This is a genomic window from Roseibium sp. (assembly GCF_048260565.1).
Classification (GTDB): Bacteria; Pseudomonadota; Alphaproteobacteria; order Rhizobiales; family Stappiaceae; genus Roseibium.
The window spans coordinates 102,418-121,486 of sequence record NZ_JBLXGP010000010.1; the positions used below are offsets into that span (position 1 = coordinate 102,418).

Annotated in this window: 20 protein-coding genes; all 20 read right to left on the bottom strand. The window is 64.2% G+C overall.

Annotated features, from left to right (window positions below; translation table 11 throughout):
* Positions 1-53 precede the first annotated feature (53 nt).
* Positions 54-2,375, bottom strand: a complete 2,322-nt coding sequence (gene hypF / locus ACN0SO_RS19265; protein WP_417680352.1) for a carbamoyltransferase HypF — start codon at positions 2,373-2,375, stop codon at positions 54-56.
* Positions 2,376-2,382: 7 nt separating this feature from the next.
* Positions 2,383-3,834 (bottom strand): nickel-dependent hydrogenase large subunit, encoded by a 1,452-nt coding sequence (locus ACN0SO_RS19270; RefSeq protein ID WP_417680353.1) that lies wholly within the window; start codon positions 3,832-3,834, stop codon positions 2,383-2,385.
* Positions 3,835-3,856: 22 nt separating this feature from the next.
* On the bottom strand, positions 3,857-4,867 hold the full coding sequence (locus tag ACN0SO_RS19275) for a HupU protein (protein WP_417680354.1): 1,011 nt from the start codon (positions 4,865-4,867) through the stop codon (positions 3,857-3,859).
* Positions 4,857-6,227 (bottom strand): sensor histidine kinase, encoded by a 1,371-nt coding sequence (locus ACN0SO_RS19280; protein WP_417680355.1) that lies wholly within the window; start codon positions 6,225-6,227, stop codon positions 4,857-4,859. Before ACN0SO_RS19280 ends, ACN0SO_RS19275 begins: the two co-directional genes overlap by 11 nt.
* Before the next feature lie 12 nt (positions 6,228-6,239).
* Entirely contained in the window at positions 6,240-7,721 is a 1,482-nt protein-coding gene (locus tag ACN0SO_RS19285) for a sigma-54-dependent transcriptional regulator (protein WP_417680356.1), read from the bottom strand.
* Positions 7,718-9,412, bottom strand: a complete 1,695-nt coding sequence (locus tag ACN0SO_RS19290) for a hydrogenase maturation protein (protein ID WP_417680357.1) — start codon at positions 9,410-9,412, stop codon at positions 7,718-7,720. The genes ACN0SO_RS19285 and ACN0SO_RS19290 overlap by 4 nt, the downstream gene beginning before the upstream one ends.
* Positions 9,413-9,423: 11 nt before the next feature.
* Positions 9,424-10,461: a hydrogenase expression/formation protein HypE gene (hypE, locus tag ACN0SO_RS19295; RefSeq protein ID WP_417680358.1), complete on the bottom strand. Its 1,038-nt coding sequence runs from the start codon at positions 10,459-10,461 to the stop codon at positions 9,424-9,426.
* Complete coding sequence (gene hypD / locus ACN0SO_RS19300; RefSeq protein ID WP_417680359.1) at positions 10,458-11,606, bottom strand: hydrogenase formation protein HypD; 1,149 nt, start codon at positions 11,604-11,606, stop codon at positions 10,458-10,460. The genes hypE and hypD overlap by 4 nt, the downstream gene beginning before the upstream one ends.
* Positions 11,603-11,857 carry a HypC/HybG/HupF family hydrogenase formation chaperone gene (locus tag ACN0SO_RS19305; protein WP_417680360.1) on the bottom strand — a complete coding sequence of 85 codons (255 nt, stop codon included), beginning with the start codon at positions 11,855-11,857 and terminating at the stop codon, positions 11,603-11,605. Before ACN0SO_RS19305 ends, hypD begins: the two co-directional genes overlap by 4 nt.
* A gap of 11 nt (positions 11,858-11,868) precedes the next feature.
* Positions 11,869-12,783 carry a hydrogenase nickel incorporation protein HypB gene (gene hypB, locus ACN0SO_RS19310; protein ID WP_417680361.1) on the bottom strand — a complete coding sequence of 305 codons (915 nt, stop codon included), beginning with the start codon at positions 12,781-12,783 and terminating at the stop codon, positions 11,869-11,871.
* Entirely contained in the window at positions 12,783-13,124 is a 342-nt protein-coding gene (hypA, locus tag ACN0SO_RS19315; protein WP_417680362.1) for a hydrogenase maturation nickel metallochaperone HypA, read from the bottom strand. The genes hypB and hypA overlap by 1 nt, the downstream gene beginning before the upstream one ends.
* Positions 13,124-14,245, bottom strand: a complete 1,122-nt coding sequence (locus ACN0SO_RS19320; protein ID WP_417680363.1) for a nickel-dependent hydrogenase large subunit — start codon at positions 14,243-14,245, stop codon at positions 13,124-13,126. The genes hypA and ACN0SO_RS19320 overlap by 1 nt, the downstream gene beginning before the upstream one ends.
* Positions 14,242-14,838 (bottom strand): [NiFe]-hydrogenase assembly chaperone HybE, encoded by a 597-nt coding sequence (gene hybE / locus ACN0SO_RS19325; RefSeq protein ID WP_417680364.1) that lies wholly within the window; start codon positions 14,836-14,838, stop codon positions 14,242-14,244. Before hybE ends, ACN0SO_RS19320 begins: the two co-directional genes overlap by 4 nt.
* Position 14,839: 1 nt before the next feature.
* Complete coding sequence (locus ACN0SO_RS19330; RefSeq protein ID WP_190290134.1) at positions 14,840-15,064, bottom strand: rubredoxin; 225 nt, start codon at positions 15,062-15,064, stop codon at positions 14,840-14,842.
* The gene (locus ACN0SO_RS19335) at positions 15,061-15,906 is read right to left on the bottom strand and encodes a hydrogenase expression/formation protein (protein WP_417680365.1); all 846 of its coding nucleotides are present in this window, start codon (positions 15,904-15,906) and stop codon (positions 15,061-15,063) included. The genes ACN0SO_RS19330 and ACN0SO_RS19335 overlap by 4 nt, the downstream gene beginning before the upstream one ends.
* A 41-nt stretch (positions 15,907-15,947) precedes the next feature.
* On the bottom strand, positions 15,948-16,382 hold the full coding sequence (locus tag ACN0SO_RS19340) for a hydrogenase-1 expression HyaE (RefSeq protein WP_417680366.1): 435 nt from the start codon (positions 16,380-16,382) through the stop codon (positions 15,948-15,950).
* A 10-nt stretch (positions 16,383-16,392) separates the two neighbouring features.
* Positions 16,393-16,713 (bottom strand): HypC/HybG/HupF family hydrogenase formation chaperone, encoded by a 321-nt coding sequence (locus ACN0SO_RS19345; RefSeq protein WP_417680367.1) that lies wholly within the window; start codon positions 16,711-16,713, stop codon positions 16,393-16,395.
* The gene (locus ACN0SO_RS19350; protein ID WP_417680427.1) at positions 16,704-17,408 is read right to left on the bottom strand and encodes a HyaD/HybD family hydrogenase maturation endopeptidase; all 705 of its coding nucleotides are present in this window, start codon (positions 17,406-17,408) and stop codon (positions 16,704-16,706) included. Before ACN0SO_RS19350 ends, ACN0SO_RS19345 begins: the two co-directional genes overlap by 10 nt.
* A 364-nt stretch (positions 17,409-17,772) precedes the next feature.
* Positions 17,773-18,483, bottom strand: a complete 711-nt coding sequence (cybH, locus tag ACN0SO_RS19355; protein ID WP_417680368.1) for a Ni/Fe-hydrogenase, b-type cytochrome subunit — start codon at positions 18,481-18,483, stop codon at positions 17,773-17,775.
* 9 nt (positions 18,484-18,492) lie between these two features.
* Positions 18,493-19,065: a HupE/UreJ family protein gene (locus ACN0SO_RS19360; RefSeq protein ID WP_417680369.1), complete on the bottom strand. Its 573-nt coding sequence runs from the start codon at positions 19,063-19,065 to the stop codon at positions 18,493-18,495.
* Positions 19,066-19,069: the final 4 nt, after the last annotated feature.

Consider the following 19,069-nt stretch of genomic DNA (forward strand, 5'->3'; position numbering starts at 1 on the left):
AGACGGCGCAAAACAGAGTTGATGACAACCTGAGTGCGTAGCCGGTCCTAGTCTCACCCCTCGCGCAATGCTGCAATGACGGCCTGACCCAGAGCCAGGCCGCCATCATTTGCGGGCACCTGGCGGTGGGACAGGACATTGAGGCCTCTGCGCTTGAGTTGGTCCGTTAGTCCCTCGTGCAGGATCCGGTTCTGCAGCACGCCGCCGGAGAGGACGACGCGCCGGACGTTGCTGGAGGCGCTGATTGTCGCCAGGGCCTCCGCAAGTCCATGGATCAGGGCGAGATGAAACCGGGCGGCAATGCGGCCGGTGTCTGTGCCTGACGCGAGATCGGCAAGGAGGGTGCGCCACAGGGGTTCCCAAGATATCGACATCTGCTCTCCCGGCTCGATCGCGACGGGATAGGGCGTTTCATTGCTGAGGTGCGGCCGGGCGAGGCATTCCAGGACCGTGCCGGCGTGCCCTTCGAAATCTTGGCCGTCGAAGCAGACGCCGAGGGCCGCGGCGACGGCGTCGAACAGGCGGCCGGCGGAGGAGGACTGTGGCGCGTTGAGGCCGGAGGCGATCATCTTGTCGAGGACCGGCAGTTGTTTTGCGCGCAACGCATCTTTCAGGTGGTCGCCGGGAACGGACGCCAGATAATCCGGCCCGAAGGCGGCGGTGAGATGGGCGACCAGGTTTCGCCACGGTTCCTTGATGGCTTTGGTGCCGCCTGGCAGGGCCACCGGCAGGAAGTAGCCCTTGCGCTCAAACCCCCGATAGCCGCCGAGCAGGATTTCCCCGCCCCAGATGGTGCCGTCGCTGCCAAGGCCGAGACCGTCCAGAATGAGGCCGAGGGACAGGTCTTCGCCCGGCGGGATGCCGTTGTCGGCGAGGCAGGCGGCCAGATGGGCATGATGGTGCTGGACGCCAACAACACGGGCGCCGGTTTCGCGGGCCAGGGCCTCGCCCCACTGGGTCGACAGGTAATCCGGGTGGTTATCGACGGCGATGACCTTCGGGTCGTGCCGGAAAATCTGCCGGTAGAGCGCGAGCGTCCGGCGATATTCCGCGTGGGTGGCGGCTTCTTCCAGATCGCCGAGGTGCTGGGACAGGATCGCCTGACCGTCCTTCAACAGGCAGAAGGTGGATTTCAGCTCGCCGCCCATGGCGAGTACCGGCGGGCAATCCCGGAAGTCGTCGGGGAGCATCAGCGGCGCCGGCGCAAAGCCGCGCGCGCGGCGCAGGATCTGGGGACCCGGCGCATCGATCCGCACGACGGAATCGTCCAGCCGGTTCACAATCTCCCGGTCATGCATTAGCCAGAGATCGGCAATCTCCGAAAGCCGGGTCCGGGCGTCGTCATTGCCGATTGCCTGGGGCTCGTCGGAAAGATTGCCCGATGTGAACACCAGCGGTCCGCCGGCGGCGGCAAGCAAGCTGTGGTGCAACGGTGTGTAGGGCAGCATGAAGCCGATTCGGTCCTGACCCGGAGCAAGGGATGGGGCAAGCGGTTTCCCATGAACCTCCAATAGAACGATTGGTGCGGCAGTGCTTGTGAGCTGCGCTTCTTCGGCTTCTGTCACCCGGCAATACTTCCGGATTTCCGGCAGGTCCGCTGCCATCAACGCGAGCGGTTTGACCGGGCGCCGCTTGCGCCGGCGCAGCTCGGCAACGGCAACTTCATCAAGCGCGTCGCAGGCCAGATGAAAGCCGCCGATGCCCTTGATCGCCGCGATCTGTCCCTGACCGATGCGACGGGCTGCTTCCAAAAGGGGATCGGTGCAATCGACGGAGCCGGCCTTGTCCTCCAGCCACAGCTTTGGACCGCACGCCGGACAGGCGTTCGGCTGGGCGTGGAAGCGCCGGTCGGCGGGGTCCTCGTATTCCGACCGGCAGGCATCGCACATGGGAAACACGTCCATGGACGTGCTGGCCCGGTCATAGGGAATGGCGCGCACGATTGAAAGCCGCGGTCCGCAATGGGTGCAGTTGGTGAAGGCGTAGCCGAAGCGCCGATTGTCGGGGTCGCGGATATCGGCAAGGCAGGCCGGACAGGTGGCCGCATCGGGAACGATGCCGGTTGAGACGGTTCCGCCGACGCTCTTGACGATCTCGAAGGTCGTGCCGGGAGGCGGCTCGGAGAGGTCGGTAAAGGAGACGCTGTCGATGCGGGCAAGCGGTGGCGCTTCGGAACGGATGGCGGCGAGAAACCGGTCGAGCCGGTCCGCTTCCGCCCAGGCGTCGATCTCGACCCCTTCGCCGTCGTTGCGGACGGAGCCGGCAATGCCGTGGTCCTTGGCAAGGCGCCAGACATGGGGTCGGAAGCCGACGCCCTGCACCAGCCCCTTCACTCTGATGCGCCGGCCGGTCCGATCTGCGGTCTCCGTTGCCATGACGGCCTCAATGCACCGTGCAGACGAGGCAGGGGTCGAAGGAGCGGACGATATGCTGGACGGAGACCGGCTCGGTTTCGCCGGGACGCACCGGTGCGCCGGCAAGCGCCTGTTCCAGTGCGCCGGGGACGCCATTTTCATCGCGGGGCGAAAAATTCCAGGTGGTCGGGGCGATGATCTGGTAATTGGCGATCCGGCCCTTCTCGATCCGGAGCCAGTGGCCGAGCGATCCCCGTGCCGCCTCCGTCAGGCCGATGCCCTCGCCGGTGTCAGGCAGCTGTCCGTGTTCGATGAAGGGTTGTTCCGGCACCAGCTCATTGGCCCATTGTTCCATGGCGATCACGACCAGGGCGATTTCCAGTACACGGGCCACGACGCGGGTATAGACGTTGCCGCCAGAGGCCGCGACCAGATCGCGGATCAGCGGATGACCATGGACCAGTTGGCGCGCCAGCGCGCCGACTTCGACCACGTCGCCGCCAAGCCGGGGGGCCTTGCACCAGCTATAGGCCTCGCTTCTCTCCGCATCGGGCTGGGTTGCGCCTTCGAACGGCGCCTGCGGGCCGTTCGAGGCGGCATACCAGGCGTGGCTCAGGTCTTCGGTGATCTGCTGCGGGTCGAGCTTGCCCGGAGTCCCATTGACGAAAAGCCCCCGATCGAACAGGGGCGCGCTTTCCGTTCCATAGGCACCGAAGCTCATGTAGCGGCCGGTGGAGGGGCCGAGGGCGGCCAGATCCAGCGCTTGCGCATATTGCAGGAAGCGGCGGAAGTCGCTGCTGGTGGCGGGTTTCTCGCTCGCCCAGGCGGCAAGGTCGTCGGGGGATGTCAGTCCGGCGATCCGTTCCAGCCTGTCACCATAGAGATGGCGTTCCAGGAATCGCCGGAAGGCGGCGAGGATGGCGGCAAGGCGGGCGACTTCTCCCGCTGCAACCGAGCGGGTCGATCCGCCGGGCTGAACGGTGAGCGTGTGCGGCCACTTGCCGGCGAGCAGGCCGAGAACATGCATGAACTGGGCGCGGGCGGGAAGCACGTCCTGCGCCGCCGTGCCCTTGATGGCGGTAAACCGGTCGCGGGCGTCTTCGTACCAGCCTTCGGACTGGTACACCGCGCGGGCGAAGTCCGGCATGAAGAACAGGTAAAAATGGGTCAGGTGGTCGGCGACGTTTTCCGTCGCGTGGATCAGGTTGACCGCGCGCTCACCATTCGCCGGCATGCCGAGCCCCATGGCCGCCGACAGCGCCTTTGCGGCTGCGACGGATTGTGACACGGAACAGATGCCGCAGATGCGCGGCGCATAGACCAGGGCGTCGAACGGGGCTTTGCCCGCCAGAATCCGTTCAAAGCCCCGGTACAGCGGCGAGACCACCTGCACCTCATGGACCGCCCCGTCCTGGATGTCGAGCTTGACTTCCAGGTCGCCTTCCACGCGGTTGAACGGTCCAACAATCAGGCGGGTCATGAACACCTACTTCCCAAGGTCGCTACCTTTTCTTCTGTTTGTCGACGGGAGGCTGGCGGAAGTGGTCGGCCACGGCGTTTTCCTTCAGCCGTTTCGGGGTGGCTGCCTTGGAAAGAGAGGCGAGCGCCACGAACCAGGCCTTGGGCATGTCCGTCGGCAGGCCGACGGGAATGCCGGAGATCTTCGGCGTCTCGGTGAAGCCGTGGCCCGGTTCCTCGAAGCCGGGAGCGGTGCAGTTGATGCAGGGGTAATTGCCGTCGAGACACGACCCGGCCCCGTTCCAGGCGCGCATGTTGCAGTCGGCGCGGGCCTGGGTGCCCTTGCAGCCGAGGTTTTCCATCATGCAGCCCAGATCGCACAGGCGTTCCGCGCTGGCCTTGAACTCGTAGAACTCATTGCGGGCGCAGCCGTGATGGACCAGATGCATGGTGTAGGACAGCGGGCGTTCCCACTCGTCGATGTCGCGGGTGGTAAAGCGGCCGGCCGCGATCTGGTGCAGGGTTTCCGTCAGCCAGCCGGGATGGATCGGGCAGCCGGCGACATTGATCACCGGCAAACCGGCGGCGGAACGGAAGTCGGCTCCGAGAAGCCCGCCCGGCTTGCGGCCGTCATAGGAAAGGCCGCAGGCGTCGACCTCGTTGGACCCTGCCGCGGTGATACCGCCAAAGGCGGCGCAACTGCCGACGGCGATCACATAGCGGGCCTTCTTCGCCAGGGCTTCGACCCAGTCCATCACCGGGCGGTCGGTTCCCGCCATGATGTGGAACCGGCCGGTGCCGTTCGGACCACGCATGACGGATCCTTCCAGGCACAGGATGTCGAGCGGCTCCGAGCCGTCGGAGATCCGTTCCATCAGGTCAATGACCTGCGCACCGCTGGAGACGCTGAGCGAGGGATGCCACAGCACCTCGATATTGGCGGCCTCCAGCACCGTCACCAGATCGGGCGCTTCTGCGCCGAGCAGGGAAAGGGAACAGCCGCCGCAGCCGCCGGACTGGAGCCAGAACAGGCGGACTGGTGTTTCAGCCTTCATTGCGAACATCCACGGGGACCCTCAGGATGAACTCGGCGCCGCCTTCCGGCCGGTTCTCGAAGGAGAGGTGGCCGCCCTGTTTGGCCGCCATGTTGTAGCTGACGTAAAGCCCGAGGCCGGTGCCGGAACCGATCGGCTTGGTGGTGAAGAACGGTTCGAAGATCTTGTCCCGGTGGGTATCGGCAATGCCGGTGCCGTTGTCGGCGACCCGGATGACGATGTCATCGCCCTGACGTTCGCCGGAGATGACGATTTCCCCGTCCGGTCGGCCGTCGAGCACATCGGCGGCGTTCTGGACCAGATTGACGACGATCTGGTGCATCTGGCCCTTGCGCCCGGTCATGTCGAGACGGTCCGGCAGCTCCAGCCGCAGCTCCGGCTTCACCCGCTGCGCCTTGATCACCCAGTCGGCCGCGGTGCGGATCAGCCGGACCACGTTGAATTCTTCAGGCTGCTCCTGCTGGTTGGAGGAGAACCGGCGCAGTTCTTGGACGATGTCGCGCACCCGTTCCGCGCCTTCCAGGGTGCCGTCGACCAGCGGGCCGATGTCGCGCAGGACCTGGTCGATCTTCAGGTCCTTGCGCAGGGCCTTCATTTCGTCCCGGGTCTTTTCCTCGTCGCAGGCCTTCAGATAGCGGGTGATCGCCGCGCCGTAGCGCTTCAGCGCATACATGTTGCCGAAGACAAAACTGATCGGGTTGTTGAGTTCGTGGGCGACGCCGGCGACGAGCCGGCCGAGGGCGGCCATCTTTTCCGACACGAACAGCTGCTGCTGGGTGCGGGTGAGCTTTTCCTGGGCGGCGTCGAGATCGCGATAGGCCCGTTTCAATTCGCCTACGGGCCGGCCGACCAGCACCATTCCCACAAGGCGGCCGCGATGGTCCTTCCGAGCGGTGCAGATCGTCGAGATCAGGGCGTTCTGGCTGTCGGTCGCCGCCAGCGAGATGTCGCGCTGGGACACCTTTCCGCCGATGCGCAGGGCCTGCAGGAAGCCGGTGACCGCGTCTTGGGATTTTTCCTGAAACAATTCGGCAATCGGCCGGCCGATCAGCGCCCGTTCCTTCTTGCCGACGATGGCTTCCAGAGCCGGGTTGACCTGCTGGATCCGGCCTTCCGTATCGCAGGCGACCAGCACGTCGGTCATGGCGCCGAGCACGGAGCCGATGAAATCCTGGGCTTCCTCCAGGCGGGCGTTCTGTTCTTCCAGCGCCGTCTGGGAATCGACGAGATCCGTATAGACCTCGTCCATCTTCTGGATCACCTCGATCCAGACGTTGTCTCCGGTTCCATCGATCGTGCCGCTCAGTTTCGGCACCACGAGATCGAGAGCGGCATGATTTCCTGGCAGACGCGTTATCATGACATATCCCGGTTAGCCGGTTGCCCTGCGTGCGGACGGTAGCGGCTTGATCTTTTCCAGCTCGTAGCGTTCCAGCTTGCTGCGAAGCCCGACCCGTGACAAGCCCAGTTCGCGCGCGGCCTGGGATTTGTTCCAGCGATTGCGGATCAGCGTCTCGCGGATGATGCGGCTTTCCACCTGGGCCACCCGGTCCTTGAGCGTGCCTTCCAGATCGTCGAGCATGTCGGTCTCGTCCTGCTCCTGGCTGCGGTCGGCGCGCAGGATATGCCGGGACAGGAGATCGGCGCCGAGCAGGCTGTCTTCCTTGCCCATGACCAGCATCTGCTGGATTTCGTTCTGCAGTTCGCGCACGTTTCCGGGCCAGCGATAGGCCTGCATGCATTCGAGCGCTTCTTCGGAGAAGCCTTCCACCCGCTTGCCGAGATGATCCATGGCGCGCGACAGAAGGGCCCTGGCGAGGACGGGAATGTCGCCGCGCCGGTCCTTCAGGTCAGGCATGCGGATGACCATACCGGCGAGGCGGTAATAGAGATCGGCGCGGAACCGGCCGGCCTTGACCTCGTCTTCCAGGTCCTTGTTGGTGGCGGCAATCACGCGGATATCGACCTTGCGGGTCTTGGCGCTGCCGACGGGCCTGATCTCGCCTTCCTGGAGCACGCGCAGCAGCTTGACCTGGAAGGCGGGCGACACCTCGCCGATCTCGTCGAGAAAGACGCTGCCGCCGTTTGCCCGCTCGAACAGGCCGACGTGATCCTCGACCGCGCCGGTAAAGGCGCCGCGCTTGTGGCCGAAGAGTTCGCTTTCCAGCAATTGGTCTGGGAGCGCGCCGCAGTTTTCCACCACGAAGGGCTTGTTCCAGCGCAACGAGCCGTAATGCAAGGCGCGGGCCGCCAGTTCCTTGCCCGTGCCGGAGGAGCCGCACAGCAGTACCGGCACGTCATAAGGCGCGACCTGACGCAGGGTGGCGCAGACGTCGTTCATCGGGCTGCCCTTGCCGCGAATGATGCCGTCGTCGAAATCGTATTCCTTGCGCAGGGTCTCGCGACGGTCGGCAACCACCTTTCGCGCACCGGAGGGCGACATCTTCAGTTCGATCGCCAGCAGTTCGTTCTCGCGCTGAAGCGCGTAGAGGCGGCAGGCGTTCTGCAGGGTCAGGATCAGGTTTTCCGGATGCCACGGCTTGGTGATGTACTGGAATATCCCGGCCTCGTTGATGCCGTCGATGATGTCATGGGCGTCCGTATAGCCGGAGACAATCATGCGGATGATATCCGGCCAGCGCTGGCGTACGGATTTCAGGAACTCCACGCCGGACTGCTGGGGCATGCGCTGGTCGCACAGGATTACCTGGATCCAGTCCTGCTCCAGAACGGCGTTGGCGTCCTCGATGGTCGCCGCGGTCCTGACCTCGAAATCGTCGCACAGGATCCGTTCCAGGGATTCCAGCGAGCGGATCTCGTCGTCGATCAGCAGGATCGTGGGCAGGTCGGTCATGAGGCGGCCCTCCTTGGGGCTTGCAGCGCCGGCGGCGATGCCCGGTGGCGGGCAAGGGTAAGCGGCGTGCGCGATTTCGGCACCTTGTGGACGAAGTTGTAGCGGGCGACGTGATAGCTCGGATCGAAGCCGTAGAAATTCTTGCGCATGCGCTCCAGCTCCTCCGCCCGATAGGCTTCGAGCGGCTTTTCCGCCTCGTCGAGGTCGCGGGCAGCTATCTTTTGCTCGAGGCTTGCGGCGAAGTCGGGGCTTTCCGCGAGATCGACGGCGTCGGCCTTCACCTGTGCCTCGAAGGCTTCGGTGTCTCCGGTGAGAATCCGGTCGGCAAGGCCGAGGTCCAGGGCCTCGTCCGCGCCCATGGGCAGGCGTGCGGCGGCGATGCGTTCGGCATTTTCCTGCCCGCAGGCCTTCGGCAGCAGATAGGTCCAGAACTCGGAACCGTAGAGATTGCCCATGTCCTTGTAATGGGGATTGAGCACCGCTCCGGCGCGGATCCAGACCAGATCCGCGGCACGGGCGAGGAAGACGCCGCCAGCGCCGGCATTGCCGCCGACGGCGGAAACCGTCAGCTTGTCACGGGTTCGGATGATGGCCTCGGCGAGATCGTCCATCGCGTTGATGTTCGTCCAGGATTCATCTGCCGCACTCGGGGCCGCCTCGATGCGGTTTAGATCGAGACCGTTCGACCAGTGGTCGGGCCCGCCCATCAGGACGAGCACCCTTGTCGGCCTTGCCAAGGCCTCGGTGTAAGCCTCCAGGAAACGTTTGCAGGCAGCGGTTCCCATGGCTCCGTTATAAAAGGGAAAATAGAGGAAGCCTGCGGGTCCGATTTCCTCGTAGCGGATATCGTCACCGTCCGGATAGTCGGGCAGGCTTTCGGCCTCTGCTGCAAAGACCGCTGTCGCCGGGAGTTTGATTGCCTGGCTTTCCGCCCGGCGCACATGGGAGATCCAGACGGCGCCATCGCGCGTGGCAAGGCCGATGGCCGGACCGGAGCGGGCGACCGGCGTGCCGGGCTTCGCTTCCGGCAGGCCTTCCGCACGGCGGGCGTTGAACAGATAAACGGGCGTGTCGAACAGGCTGTCCCTGACGCCGGGACTGCCGTCGCTTGCCGCGATCTTCCGAAGGACCGTCGCGGTATCGTCCTGCTGCCAGTCGATGGCGCGGTCGTTCTGGCGCATTGCCGGTTGCCAGCAGGGAGCGGCCAGTGTTTCGGATTGCAGCGGGACGAACCGGCCGGAGGAGATTTTTTCCAGAGCCTCAAGAACCGCTTCGACCGCGGCTCCTGTCACCTCATGACGATAGAGGCTCGATTTCGTGGCGGTCCGCATCGGAAATTTGCGCCAGGCCCAGACCGGACCGGCGTCCATGTCCGCGTCGGCCTGCAGCACGGTGACACCCCACGCCTCGACGTTTTTAAGGATCGCCCAGTCGAGGGCGGAGGGGCCCCGGTCGCCGGGCGGGCCGGGATGAACCACGAGGCACAGGTGATTGCGCCAGATCCGGTCCGGGATCGCCCGTTTCAGAAACGGTGCCAGGACAAGGTCCGGCTGGAACAGCTCTACGGCCTCGATTGCCGTCGCATCGTTGATATCGAGCTCCACCGACAGCTCATGACCCAGCCGTCCGGGCTCCACATGGAGCCGCTGGGTCAGGGAATTGAAGCTGTGGCAGAGAAGCAGGATGCGCATGATCTCGATGCCTAGCAGATCCGGGGGAGTTGTTCGCCGGCTAACCAGTCGACGACACGCTGACCGCCGAAGCCGGTCGTCATGCGCACGAGGCCGTTCTCATCCTCGACCACCTCTCCGATGAGTGCAGCCTGTTCCCCGAGCGGGTGGCGTCGCATCACCGCCAGCAGACGTTCGGCGTCTTCCCCTTCGCACAGGCAGATCAGCTTGCCCTCGTTGGCGACATAGAGCGGATCGAGGCCGAGCAACTCGCAGGCCGCCGAGACGTCGGGTTTCACCGGTATTGCGGCCTCGTCGAGCACCATGCCGACGCGTGCTGACCGGGCGATCTCGTTCAAGGTGGCGGCAAGGCCGCCGCGCGTCGGATCGCGCAGAACGGCGATACCGGGCACTTCGGTGACCATGGCTGCGACCAGCGTGTGAAGTGCGGCGCTGTCGGAGCGGATCTCGGTTTCGAACTCCAGGTTTTCCCGTTTGGACAGGATTGCGACGCCGTGGTCGCCAAGGGATCCCGAGACTAGGATTGCCTGGCCGGGCCGGGCGTTGCCGACGGCGATATAGACATCGTCGGGCACGACGCCGAGGCCGGTCGTGGTGATGAAGACGCCGTCGCCCTTGCCCTTTTCCACCACCTTGGTGTCGCCGGTTACGATCGGCACATTGGCCTCGCGCGCCGCTTGGGCCATGGACAGGACGATCCGCTCCAGATCGGCGAGGGGGAAGCCCTCTTCGAGAATGAAACCGGCAGTCATGTACAGAGGTCTGGCGCCGGCCATGGCGACATCGTTCAGGGTCCCGTGGACGGCGAGGGAACCTATGTCGCCGCCGGGAAAGAACAGCGGCGAGATCACGTGGCCGTCGGTGGACATCGCCAGCCGGCCGGCGGGCACGCGGAAGCGGGCGGCGTCATGGCCCTGATCCAGGATCGGATTGGCGAGATGACGGTGAAACAGGTCGCGGATCAGATCCGCCATGGCCCGGCCGCCGCCGCCGTGGGTCATGTCGACCGAGCCGGTGCGGAACGAGAGACGATCGTCGATCTTGTTCATGCGACGGCCTCCTTTTTCTTTGCCGGTTCGCGGAAGCGTCCGTAGCTCCAGTAGGCCGCGCAAGCGCCCTCCGAAGACACCATGCAGGAGCCCATCGGCGTGTCCGGTGTGCAGACCGTGCCGAACAGCTTGCAGTCGGTCGGCTTCTTCGCGCCGCGCAGGATCGCGGGACATTCGCAGGACTTGACCTCGCGCGAGGCTTTTTCGCTGACGGCAAAGCGTTTTTCCGCATCGAAGCCAGCGTAGCGGTCGCGGATCTTCAGGGCGCTGTAGGGTACGGTGCCGAGACCGCGCCATTCGAAATCCCGGCGAAGCTCGAACACGTCCTGAACCAACGCCTGGGCCTTTTCGTTGCCCTGGCGGGTGACGACGCGGGTGTACTGGTTTTCCACCTCGTGCCGGCCCTCGTTGACCTGACGGATCAGCATCAGCACGGACTGCATGACGTCGAGCGGTTCGAAGCCGGCGATGACGACGGGCTTGCCGAATTCCTCGGCGAAGAATTCGTACGGTTCGGCACCGATCACCGAGCTGACATGGGACGGCCCCAGGAAACCGTCGATCCGGACGGTGCCGAGTTCGCGCACTTCCGGCGACTGCAGGATATGGCCGATCGCCGCCGGGGTCAGCACGTGGTTGCAGAAGACGGAAAAGTTGGCGAGTCCTTCCGTTTCCGCCTGACGCAGGGCCACGGCGGTCGGCGGGGTGGTGGTCTCAAAACCGATGGCGAAGAAGACGACCTGGCGGTCCGGATTGTCGCGGGCGATCTTCAGGGCGTCGGTGGTCGAATAGACCATGCGGATGTCGGCGCCGTCCGCCTTGGCGCGGATCAGGGAGCGTTGCTTGGTGCCGGGAACGCGCATCATGTCGCCATAGGTGCACAGGATGACGCCGTGACGTTCCGCCAGTTCCACCGCATCGTCCAGTCGGCGCACCGGCAGGACGCAGACCGGGCAGCCAGGGCCGTGAACGAAGGTGACGTTGTCCGGCATCAGGTCCTGGACGCCATAGCGGAAGATCGCATGGGTGTGACCGCCGCAGAATTCCATCAGGTAATAGTGCCGCGCGGGATCCGCCTCAGCGACAATTGCACCGGCAAGCTTTTCAGCGAGTTTGCGGTCCCTGAATTCGTCGACGTATTTCATGCCGCGCTCTCCCCGATTTCGGCCAGTTCTTCCGAAAGAATGCCCGCCTCGGCCATCAGTTCCAGCGTTCGGGCAGCCTCCTCCGGGCTGACCTTGTGCAGCGCGTAGCCGACGTGGATGAGGACATAGTCGCCGATCGCAATGTCCTCCACGAGGGCGACGGAAATCCGCTTCTTCACCCCTTCGAGTGCGACGACGGCAATGTCGCCGTCTTCCAGTTCAACCACCCTTGCCGGGATTGCCAGGCACATGTCGCTCTCCTCTACTCAGCCGCCGCGCCAGCCGGATGGCCGGCCAGCTGCATGGACCGCGCCGCCTCGACCCAGGCGCACCAGCCGGACATGCCTTCGCCCGTACGGGCGGAAACCTGCAGCACCTTGATGGCCGGATTGACCTTGCGCGCATTGGCGATCGCTGCTTCCACATCGAAATCGAGATGAGGCAGCAGGTCGGTCTTGTTCAGAAGCACCAGGTCACTGGCGGCGAACATGTCCGGGTATTTCAACGGCTTGTCCTCGCCTTCGGTCACCGACAGGATCGCCACCTTGTGCGCCTCGCCGAGATCGAAAGCGGCCGGGCAGACCAGGTTGCCGACATTCTCGATAAAGACAACGCTGCCGTCCGCCGGTGCAAGATGTTCCAGGGCGTGGCCGACCATGTGGCCGTCGAGATGGCAGCCCTTGCCGGTGTTGACCTGGATTGCCGGGGCGCCGGTGGCGCGAATACGGTCCGCATCGGCCGAGGTCTGCTGGTCGCCCTCGATGACGTAAGGTTTCAGGCGTCCAGCCAGCATTTCGATGGTCTTGACCAGCAATGTCGTCTTGCCCGAGCCGGGGCTGGAAACAAGGTTGAGCGCGAGAATGCCGCGGTCGGCAAACAGCCGGCGGTTTTCCGCAGCGTAACCATTATTCTTGGACAGGATGTCCTGTTCCAGCTGGATCAGTCGGGTCTGGCTCATGCCGGGCACGGAGGTGCCGGCCGGGCCTTCGCCGTAATGATGCGCGCCATGATCATGGGAATGGTCATGATGATGGTGGTGATGGCCGTCGTGCGCATGATGATGGTCATGGGTGTGCCCGTGATCGTGCCCGTGCCCGTGACCGTGACCATGCCGGTGGCCGTCATCCTTGCCTTCGATGCGAACCTCGCCGTCGCCGCAACCGCAAACCGTACACATCAGTTGACCTCCAGTTCCTTGATCCGAAGTTCCTCACCGCCCGTCACCTGCAACTGGTGCGAACCGCATAGGGGGCAGGCATCGAAACGCTGCTCGATTGTAACGCTCTGTCCGCAAGGCATGCACCAGGCCGTGCCGGGTGTTTCGATAATTTCCAGTCGGGCACCGTCGGCAAGCGTGTCGCGCATCACCACGTCGAAGCCGAATTTCAGAGCCTCGATTTCCACGCCGGACAGGGGCCCGATCTCGAGGCAAACGCGCTTCACCTTTGAAAAGCTCTGAGCCTGCGCCTGGTCCCTAAGAAGCCCGAGGATACTCTCACATATGGACATCTCATGCATCAGCCTGCCCTCACTTCACAGGCGACGCAGGGGTCGATGGCGTTGACGACCAGGTTGGCGCGCAGGCGCCGTTCGGCTTCGTTCGCGGTATGAAGGTCATCCAGGCACCGGGCGGCGATGCCGCGGCTCGCGAAATTCCGCTCCGTTGGCGGCAGCATCCGATAGGCCGAGACACGATCCTGCTCGACCTTTGCGGTATGGATCAGCGCGCCGCGCGCGGCCTGCACTGTTCCGTATCCCGTGCCGGTTTCGTCCCGGATTGCCGACGGCGGCCGGGTTTCGCCGGTCAGGACGGCGAGCATTTCGCCCGGAAGCCGCGCCAGTTCGACCAGGCGGGCGGCAAAGCGGACACCTAGACCCGGCGTGCCGAGACCGGTCAGAAGCGGATCGCCGGCGCGGCGGATGTAGGATGTCGCTTCCGCCAGTCCGTTTTGGCTCTCGCTTGAAAGCCAGGCCGGCAGTGTGCCGGGGTCGAACTCCGGAAGGCGGACCGGCGGGAAGGCGGCGACGGCGAAGCGGTCGGTCGCAAACAGCCACGAGATGAACCGACCGGCCGCGGTTTTCGCGTTTTCCGCCCAGTCGCGGAGCGCGTCCGCGCCACGGCGTGACAGCCAGCACTCGAGCGGCTCGCCGAAGACCGTCGTCTTCAGGAACTCCGCGGTTTCCGCAATGATCCGGACCAGCGGCTCCATGGGCATGGAGACCTTCGCCCCTACTGAAAACGGGGCCGATGCTCCCGACAGTGCGGCTTGAAACCCTGGCAGGAAGGTCATTGCCTGCCGTGCCGCCAGATTGTCCGCCGTCTCTCCCATGAGCCTTGGCCAGTCCATGATTGCCCGAAGCCCATGTTCCCGCAGACACTCCATCATCGTCAACGCCTGCCGTGCACGGGCCGTCTCGTCAGTCACCGTTATATCGAGCGCGCCTTCCAGGGCCAGAACCGCGGCATGAGTCTGGGCGGTCGCGCAAACGCCGTGAAGCGCGGGCACCAGCGTCAGCACCTCTTCCGGCGTCTTGCCGATAAAGAGACGTGTGACATCGGCGGGAGGGCGGAAAGTCACGCCAACCGGTGTGCCGGGCCTGGCCGGAAGCTCGATCAGGACTTTCCCTTCGGCGCTCACAAGTTCGTCTCCCGGAGTTTTCCGGTCAAAAGGCCGCGCCGGCTGAAGGCGGATGGCGCGGCGGCTTCGTCTTCATCTTCCAAGGCCGCCACAGGTTCGGCGTCCGCATCGATCTCCTCCTGGACATCGGTTTCGGCATCCGGCCATTCGCCGCGCCAGATTGTCTGCATATCCCGGTCGGCTTCGGTGTTTTCTTCCTCGGCTTCGAACAATTCCGTCAGGGCGGCGTGGGCGGCGGCTTCCGCCGTTTCCATGTCAACGAACTCGAACACCGGCGAGAACAGCGAGCACATCCAGAAGGGGCCGAGATTGTGCTCATGACCGCGGATGAATTCGAAGGAACCGGCGGGAAAGCCGAACATCCGCTTTTCACCGGTGCGGATCGCCTCGCCGTCCGGTTCCTGCGGCAACAGCACCACGTTGATGAACCAGGGCGTGATCAGGATGCTCAGCCAGAAGCCGTTCCAGGCATGCGTCCCGACGGCGCGCACTTCCAGCGCATCGTTCAGGATCGGGACCCCGTCCATGCGCTCGGTGTGCACCAGCCGGAAGCAGGCTTCCAGATGCTCAGAAATGGCTGCGGCATCACCCATGTCAGCTTTCCCCGATCACCATGAAGCCGTCCTTGCCGGCATCGCATTCCGGGCAGGTCCAGTGATCCGGAAGGGCGGCGAAGGGCGTACCAGCCGGGATCTGCCAGTAGTCGTCGCCTTCGACCGGATCGTAGACGTGCCAGCAGATCTTGCATTCGAGCTTCGTCTTCGGCCCGATCTTGCTGGCATCGCCCCCGTAGGAGCCTGCGAAAAAGCCGGCTGTCATCGGTAGACCTCGAGAATCTCGTTCAGGCGGTCTGCTGAGTCGGCGATGTCCTCCGGCGCGGCGCAGGCCACTTCCGGAATGCGGCAGATCTCGATCGTGTTCAGGATCAGCGTGTCCTGCGAATTGTAGAACTGGACCCACCATGCGTTCTTCGTGGCTGTCGCCGTGATCCGGCAGTTGCCGTAGCCGCGCGACAGGATGGTGATTTCACCCCGGCCGAGAAGGTCGTTGAGAAGACCGAGATCCTCTTCCGTATGGGGCAGCAGCGACAGGTTGATGACGTGCGGCAGGGTCGCCTCGTCGGAGCGGGCGACATAGTCGTTGATTTCCGGCAGCAGCGGCGGGGCATTGAAGATGTTGGGGCCGAAGCGGTCGGGCATTGCGATCTGCGCCTGCGCGCCGTCGAAGGCTCTTTTCAGAACGGCTTCGGGGAAGGGCGAGACTTCCGCGTAATCAGCGACGAGTCGTCCGTCCGCATCGGCTTCGCGGACCCGCCAGACGCCTGCGAGAACGGCTTCCTGCGCCTGCAGGGCCGCGCCGTCGATCACCGACACCTCGCCTTCGCCAAGCACCTGGTTGACCAGTTCGAGATTGGCGGCATCGAGCTTGCTGAAGTCCGCACGGCCGGCCGCGGCGGACGGGTCATAGCCTTCGAGCCGTTGCAGCAAGTCCTCCAAAGCGGCCTTGCTCGCGGCGAGATCTTCCGTGTCTTCCGGCTCCGGCAGGTCGGGCGCCGCGAAAATCATCATGCCGGACGGCATGGACATGTAATCCAGAACGCCGCCGTCCTCATCCGCCGGCTGGCTGCCCGGTCCGACCATCGATCCGATTGGATTGCTCATTTTCCGTCCTCTCCCTCAAAATAAAATTGTGCGCCTACAGATCAGTGGGTCAGGCCCTCGGGCGCCGCGCCGCAGCCGTCGGGGAATTTGAACGGCGGCGGGTCGCTCGGCTCGCGCGCGAGGATTTCCGGGATCTGGATCTGGTAGTCCGCCCAGTCGAGAATGCCTTGCAGGACGCCGAGATAGTCGCCGCGGCGCAGGAACACGATCGCCGGAAAGGCGTTGAACAGGTAACGGCGCTGCAGTTCCCGCTCGCTGTCGCGGGAGACGATCAGGGGTGTGACATTCCCGCCGAGCGCCTTGTCGAGTTCCGGCAGGACGACGGCGACATCGTTGCTTTCAGCAAGACGCGCCGCATCGCCGGCGAAGAACAGCATGACGAAGTCACGGGCCCGGGCCACTTCGTCCAGGGTGTCATGGGTGACGACCTCATAGCCTTCCCGGTCGATGATCGATTGCAAAAGCGGTGAAAACATGGGGTTTGCCTCAAGGGTTGGAGGGTTTTGCGCCGGCAGGCTGAAGGAAGTCGGGCAGGGTCGGTTCCCGGTCGATCAGGTCGGCGAAGAGATGGTCGAAATCCGTTTCTCCGCGCATGGCCATTTCCAGTGCTTCCAGTGCGTCGGCAGACTGCCGGGCCGCTTCCTCGGTGAGAATCTCGCGGGCGGCGCCCAGAAACACCATCAGCCACGTGCCGGGCGCAACTTCACCGACGAGGCTGAGGTCGATCACCTGTTCCGCCGTCCGGCTCCGGCACCGGGCGGTCAGCCCGGACACGGAAAGCACCTGCATGGGGACGCCTATGCACATCCGTTCGATCCCGCCGTGGTGTTGACGAGCCGTTCCATTTCCGCCTCGAAATCCTCCGGTCCGCGCCAGCGGTCATCGGCGAGCACGCGGCTGTCTCCATGACGGACGGCCAGGGTTTCGTCCGGGCGCCCGGTCTCGTAGCGGCCAAGGGTCATTTCAAGGGAGGCGATGGTGTCGTCTTCGTCAAGCGGGCGGCTGCGCGGGGAAACGGAAACGCCGTGTTCCTTGAGGAAGGAAAGGGCAAGATCGATGGCAGGATCGATCTGCGCCTTAACCGCGGGCCTGAGACTGCCGCCGTAATCCTCCAGCTCCACCGGCTGGACGCCGATGAGCAGCAGATGGTCGGGGTAGTCGCCCAGCATCTCCGCCATGGCGAGCACTTCCTGGAAACCGGTCTGGTGCAGGGAGATCTTCTTCGCGCCGAGGAATTTCGGAACTTCCGAGCCTTCCACCCGCTTCAGGGTTCCAGGGGCTAAGCCGTAGTCAACCGCGTCGAAGACGATCAGGATGTCGGCGTCGCGGATGTGCTGGACGAGATAGACCCCTTGCGTGCCGCCGTCCATGACGCGGACATTTTCGGAAGCTTCGTAGCGGCGATGGAATTCCTCGACCGCGCGTACGCCGAAACCTTCGTCGGCCCACAACAGGTTGCCAATGCCGAGCACGAGCACGGCCGGAGCGTCAGACGTCACAATGCATTCCTCCCTCTTGCAGTCGCGTCCCTCCAAGGAGCGATGCAATTCTCAGTCCCGCCGCGTGGTCCGAGCGCTTTGTCGGTGTGCGGGTTGGAATTGGTTTCGCAAGAGCCGTGCCAGATTTCTGAAGCGCGTATGTTCTTGTTTTTACGAGGTCTTTTATTAAGTGGCAGTACTTATATGATCATATAACATCCGAAATGGATAAAAAATGGAAAGTAAGTTTCCATTCCTTATTTCCGGTCAAAGGTGCGGAGCCGGCTCGAGGGTTCCGACTGGAAGCGGAGAAGCCAATTCGGAATAAAAAAGGCGGAACCGGTCAGGTCCCGCCGAGGTGAACTGTGATGTGCACAGTCTGATGAAACTAGTGTCGATCGTCTGCCGGTTTGTCGTCCCGGAAGGTCCGCCAGCCGGAGAACATAGACGAGATAATCGACTGCCGGGACATGATGTCCTCGCGGACCGCGGCATAGATATGAACGATCACGAAGCTCACGATCACCCACAGGCCCAGGTGATGCCAGGTATGGACGTCCTGGCTCTGGCCGAACAGGGGAATGACCCAGCTTGAAAACATCGTGTACTGCCAGGATCCCATGCCTGTGCCTTCGCCATAAAGCGCGAAGCCGGTGACGATCATGAAGACGATCGTCCAGACGAACATGACGTGCATGACGATGGTCGCGAGCGGGTTGTGGCCGGCGTATTTCATCGGCGCTCGGGTGATCATGGCGTACCACTTGACCTCGTGGACGAGTTCCTTCCAGAAGCTCCTACGCCAGACCGGCGGCAGGAAGATCTGGCGGGCATGTTTGTTGCCGACGAAGGCCCAGTAGATCCGGAGCAGAATGCCGACGGCCAGGATGTAGCCGGCCGCAAAATGAAGGAACCGGATCCAGCCGAACAGGTAGTGAAACGAGGGTTCGCCATGGATCGACGGCAGCGGCGATCCGATCAGATAGCCGGTGACGCCGAGGACGAGGATCGCCAGGGCATTGACCCAGTGCCAGATGCGCACCGGGGCCTCATAGACATAGACGGCCTCTTCCTTGTGGGCGGTGGTCTCAACGGTCATCGCGCCCTCCTATCCGCCGGCGAGCACGAGGCCGGCGGTGAGAACCGCCAGGCCCGATGCGGCGAGGCCGTGCCGTGTGGTGGAGACGATGCGCCCGATGCCATAGCCGGTCAGGTGCAGGGTGGCGCTTGCGACCAGGAAACCGGACATATAGGCGCCGATCGCACCGGCCGCTTCAGAGCCATGGGCATGGCCGTGAAGCAGCGCGAAGATGCCGATGACTGTCAGCGCGAGTGCCGACGGAATCCTGCGGCCGGCTATGAGCAGGACCGAGAGCCCGAAGATCGAGACGAGGATACCCGGCTCGACAAACGGGAGCGGTATGGCGGCAAGGCCGAGGCCCGCACCGGCGGCGAGCAGGAGCATGAACAGGACCGGAGCCTGCCAGGCCTTTTCCCTTGGCTGTGCCGCCGACCAGAGCCCGACGGCGACCATGGCCAGCAGGTGATCGGCGCCGAGGACGGGGTGAGACACCCCGGCCCCGAAGCCCGTGACGACACCTCCGGTATGCGCCAGCGCCGGCGAAACGGCGGCCGCGGCGATCCCGAGGGAGGCGAGTGCTGTTTTCATTGTGTTCGACATGGAT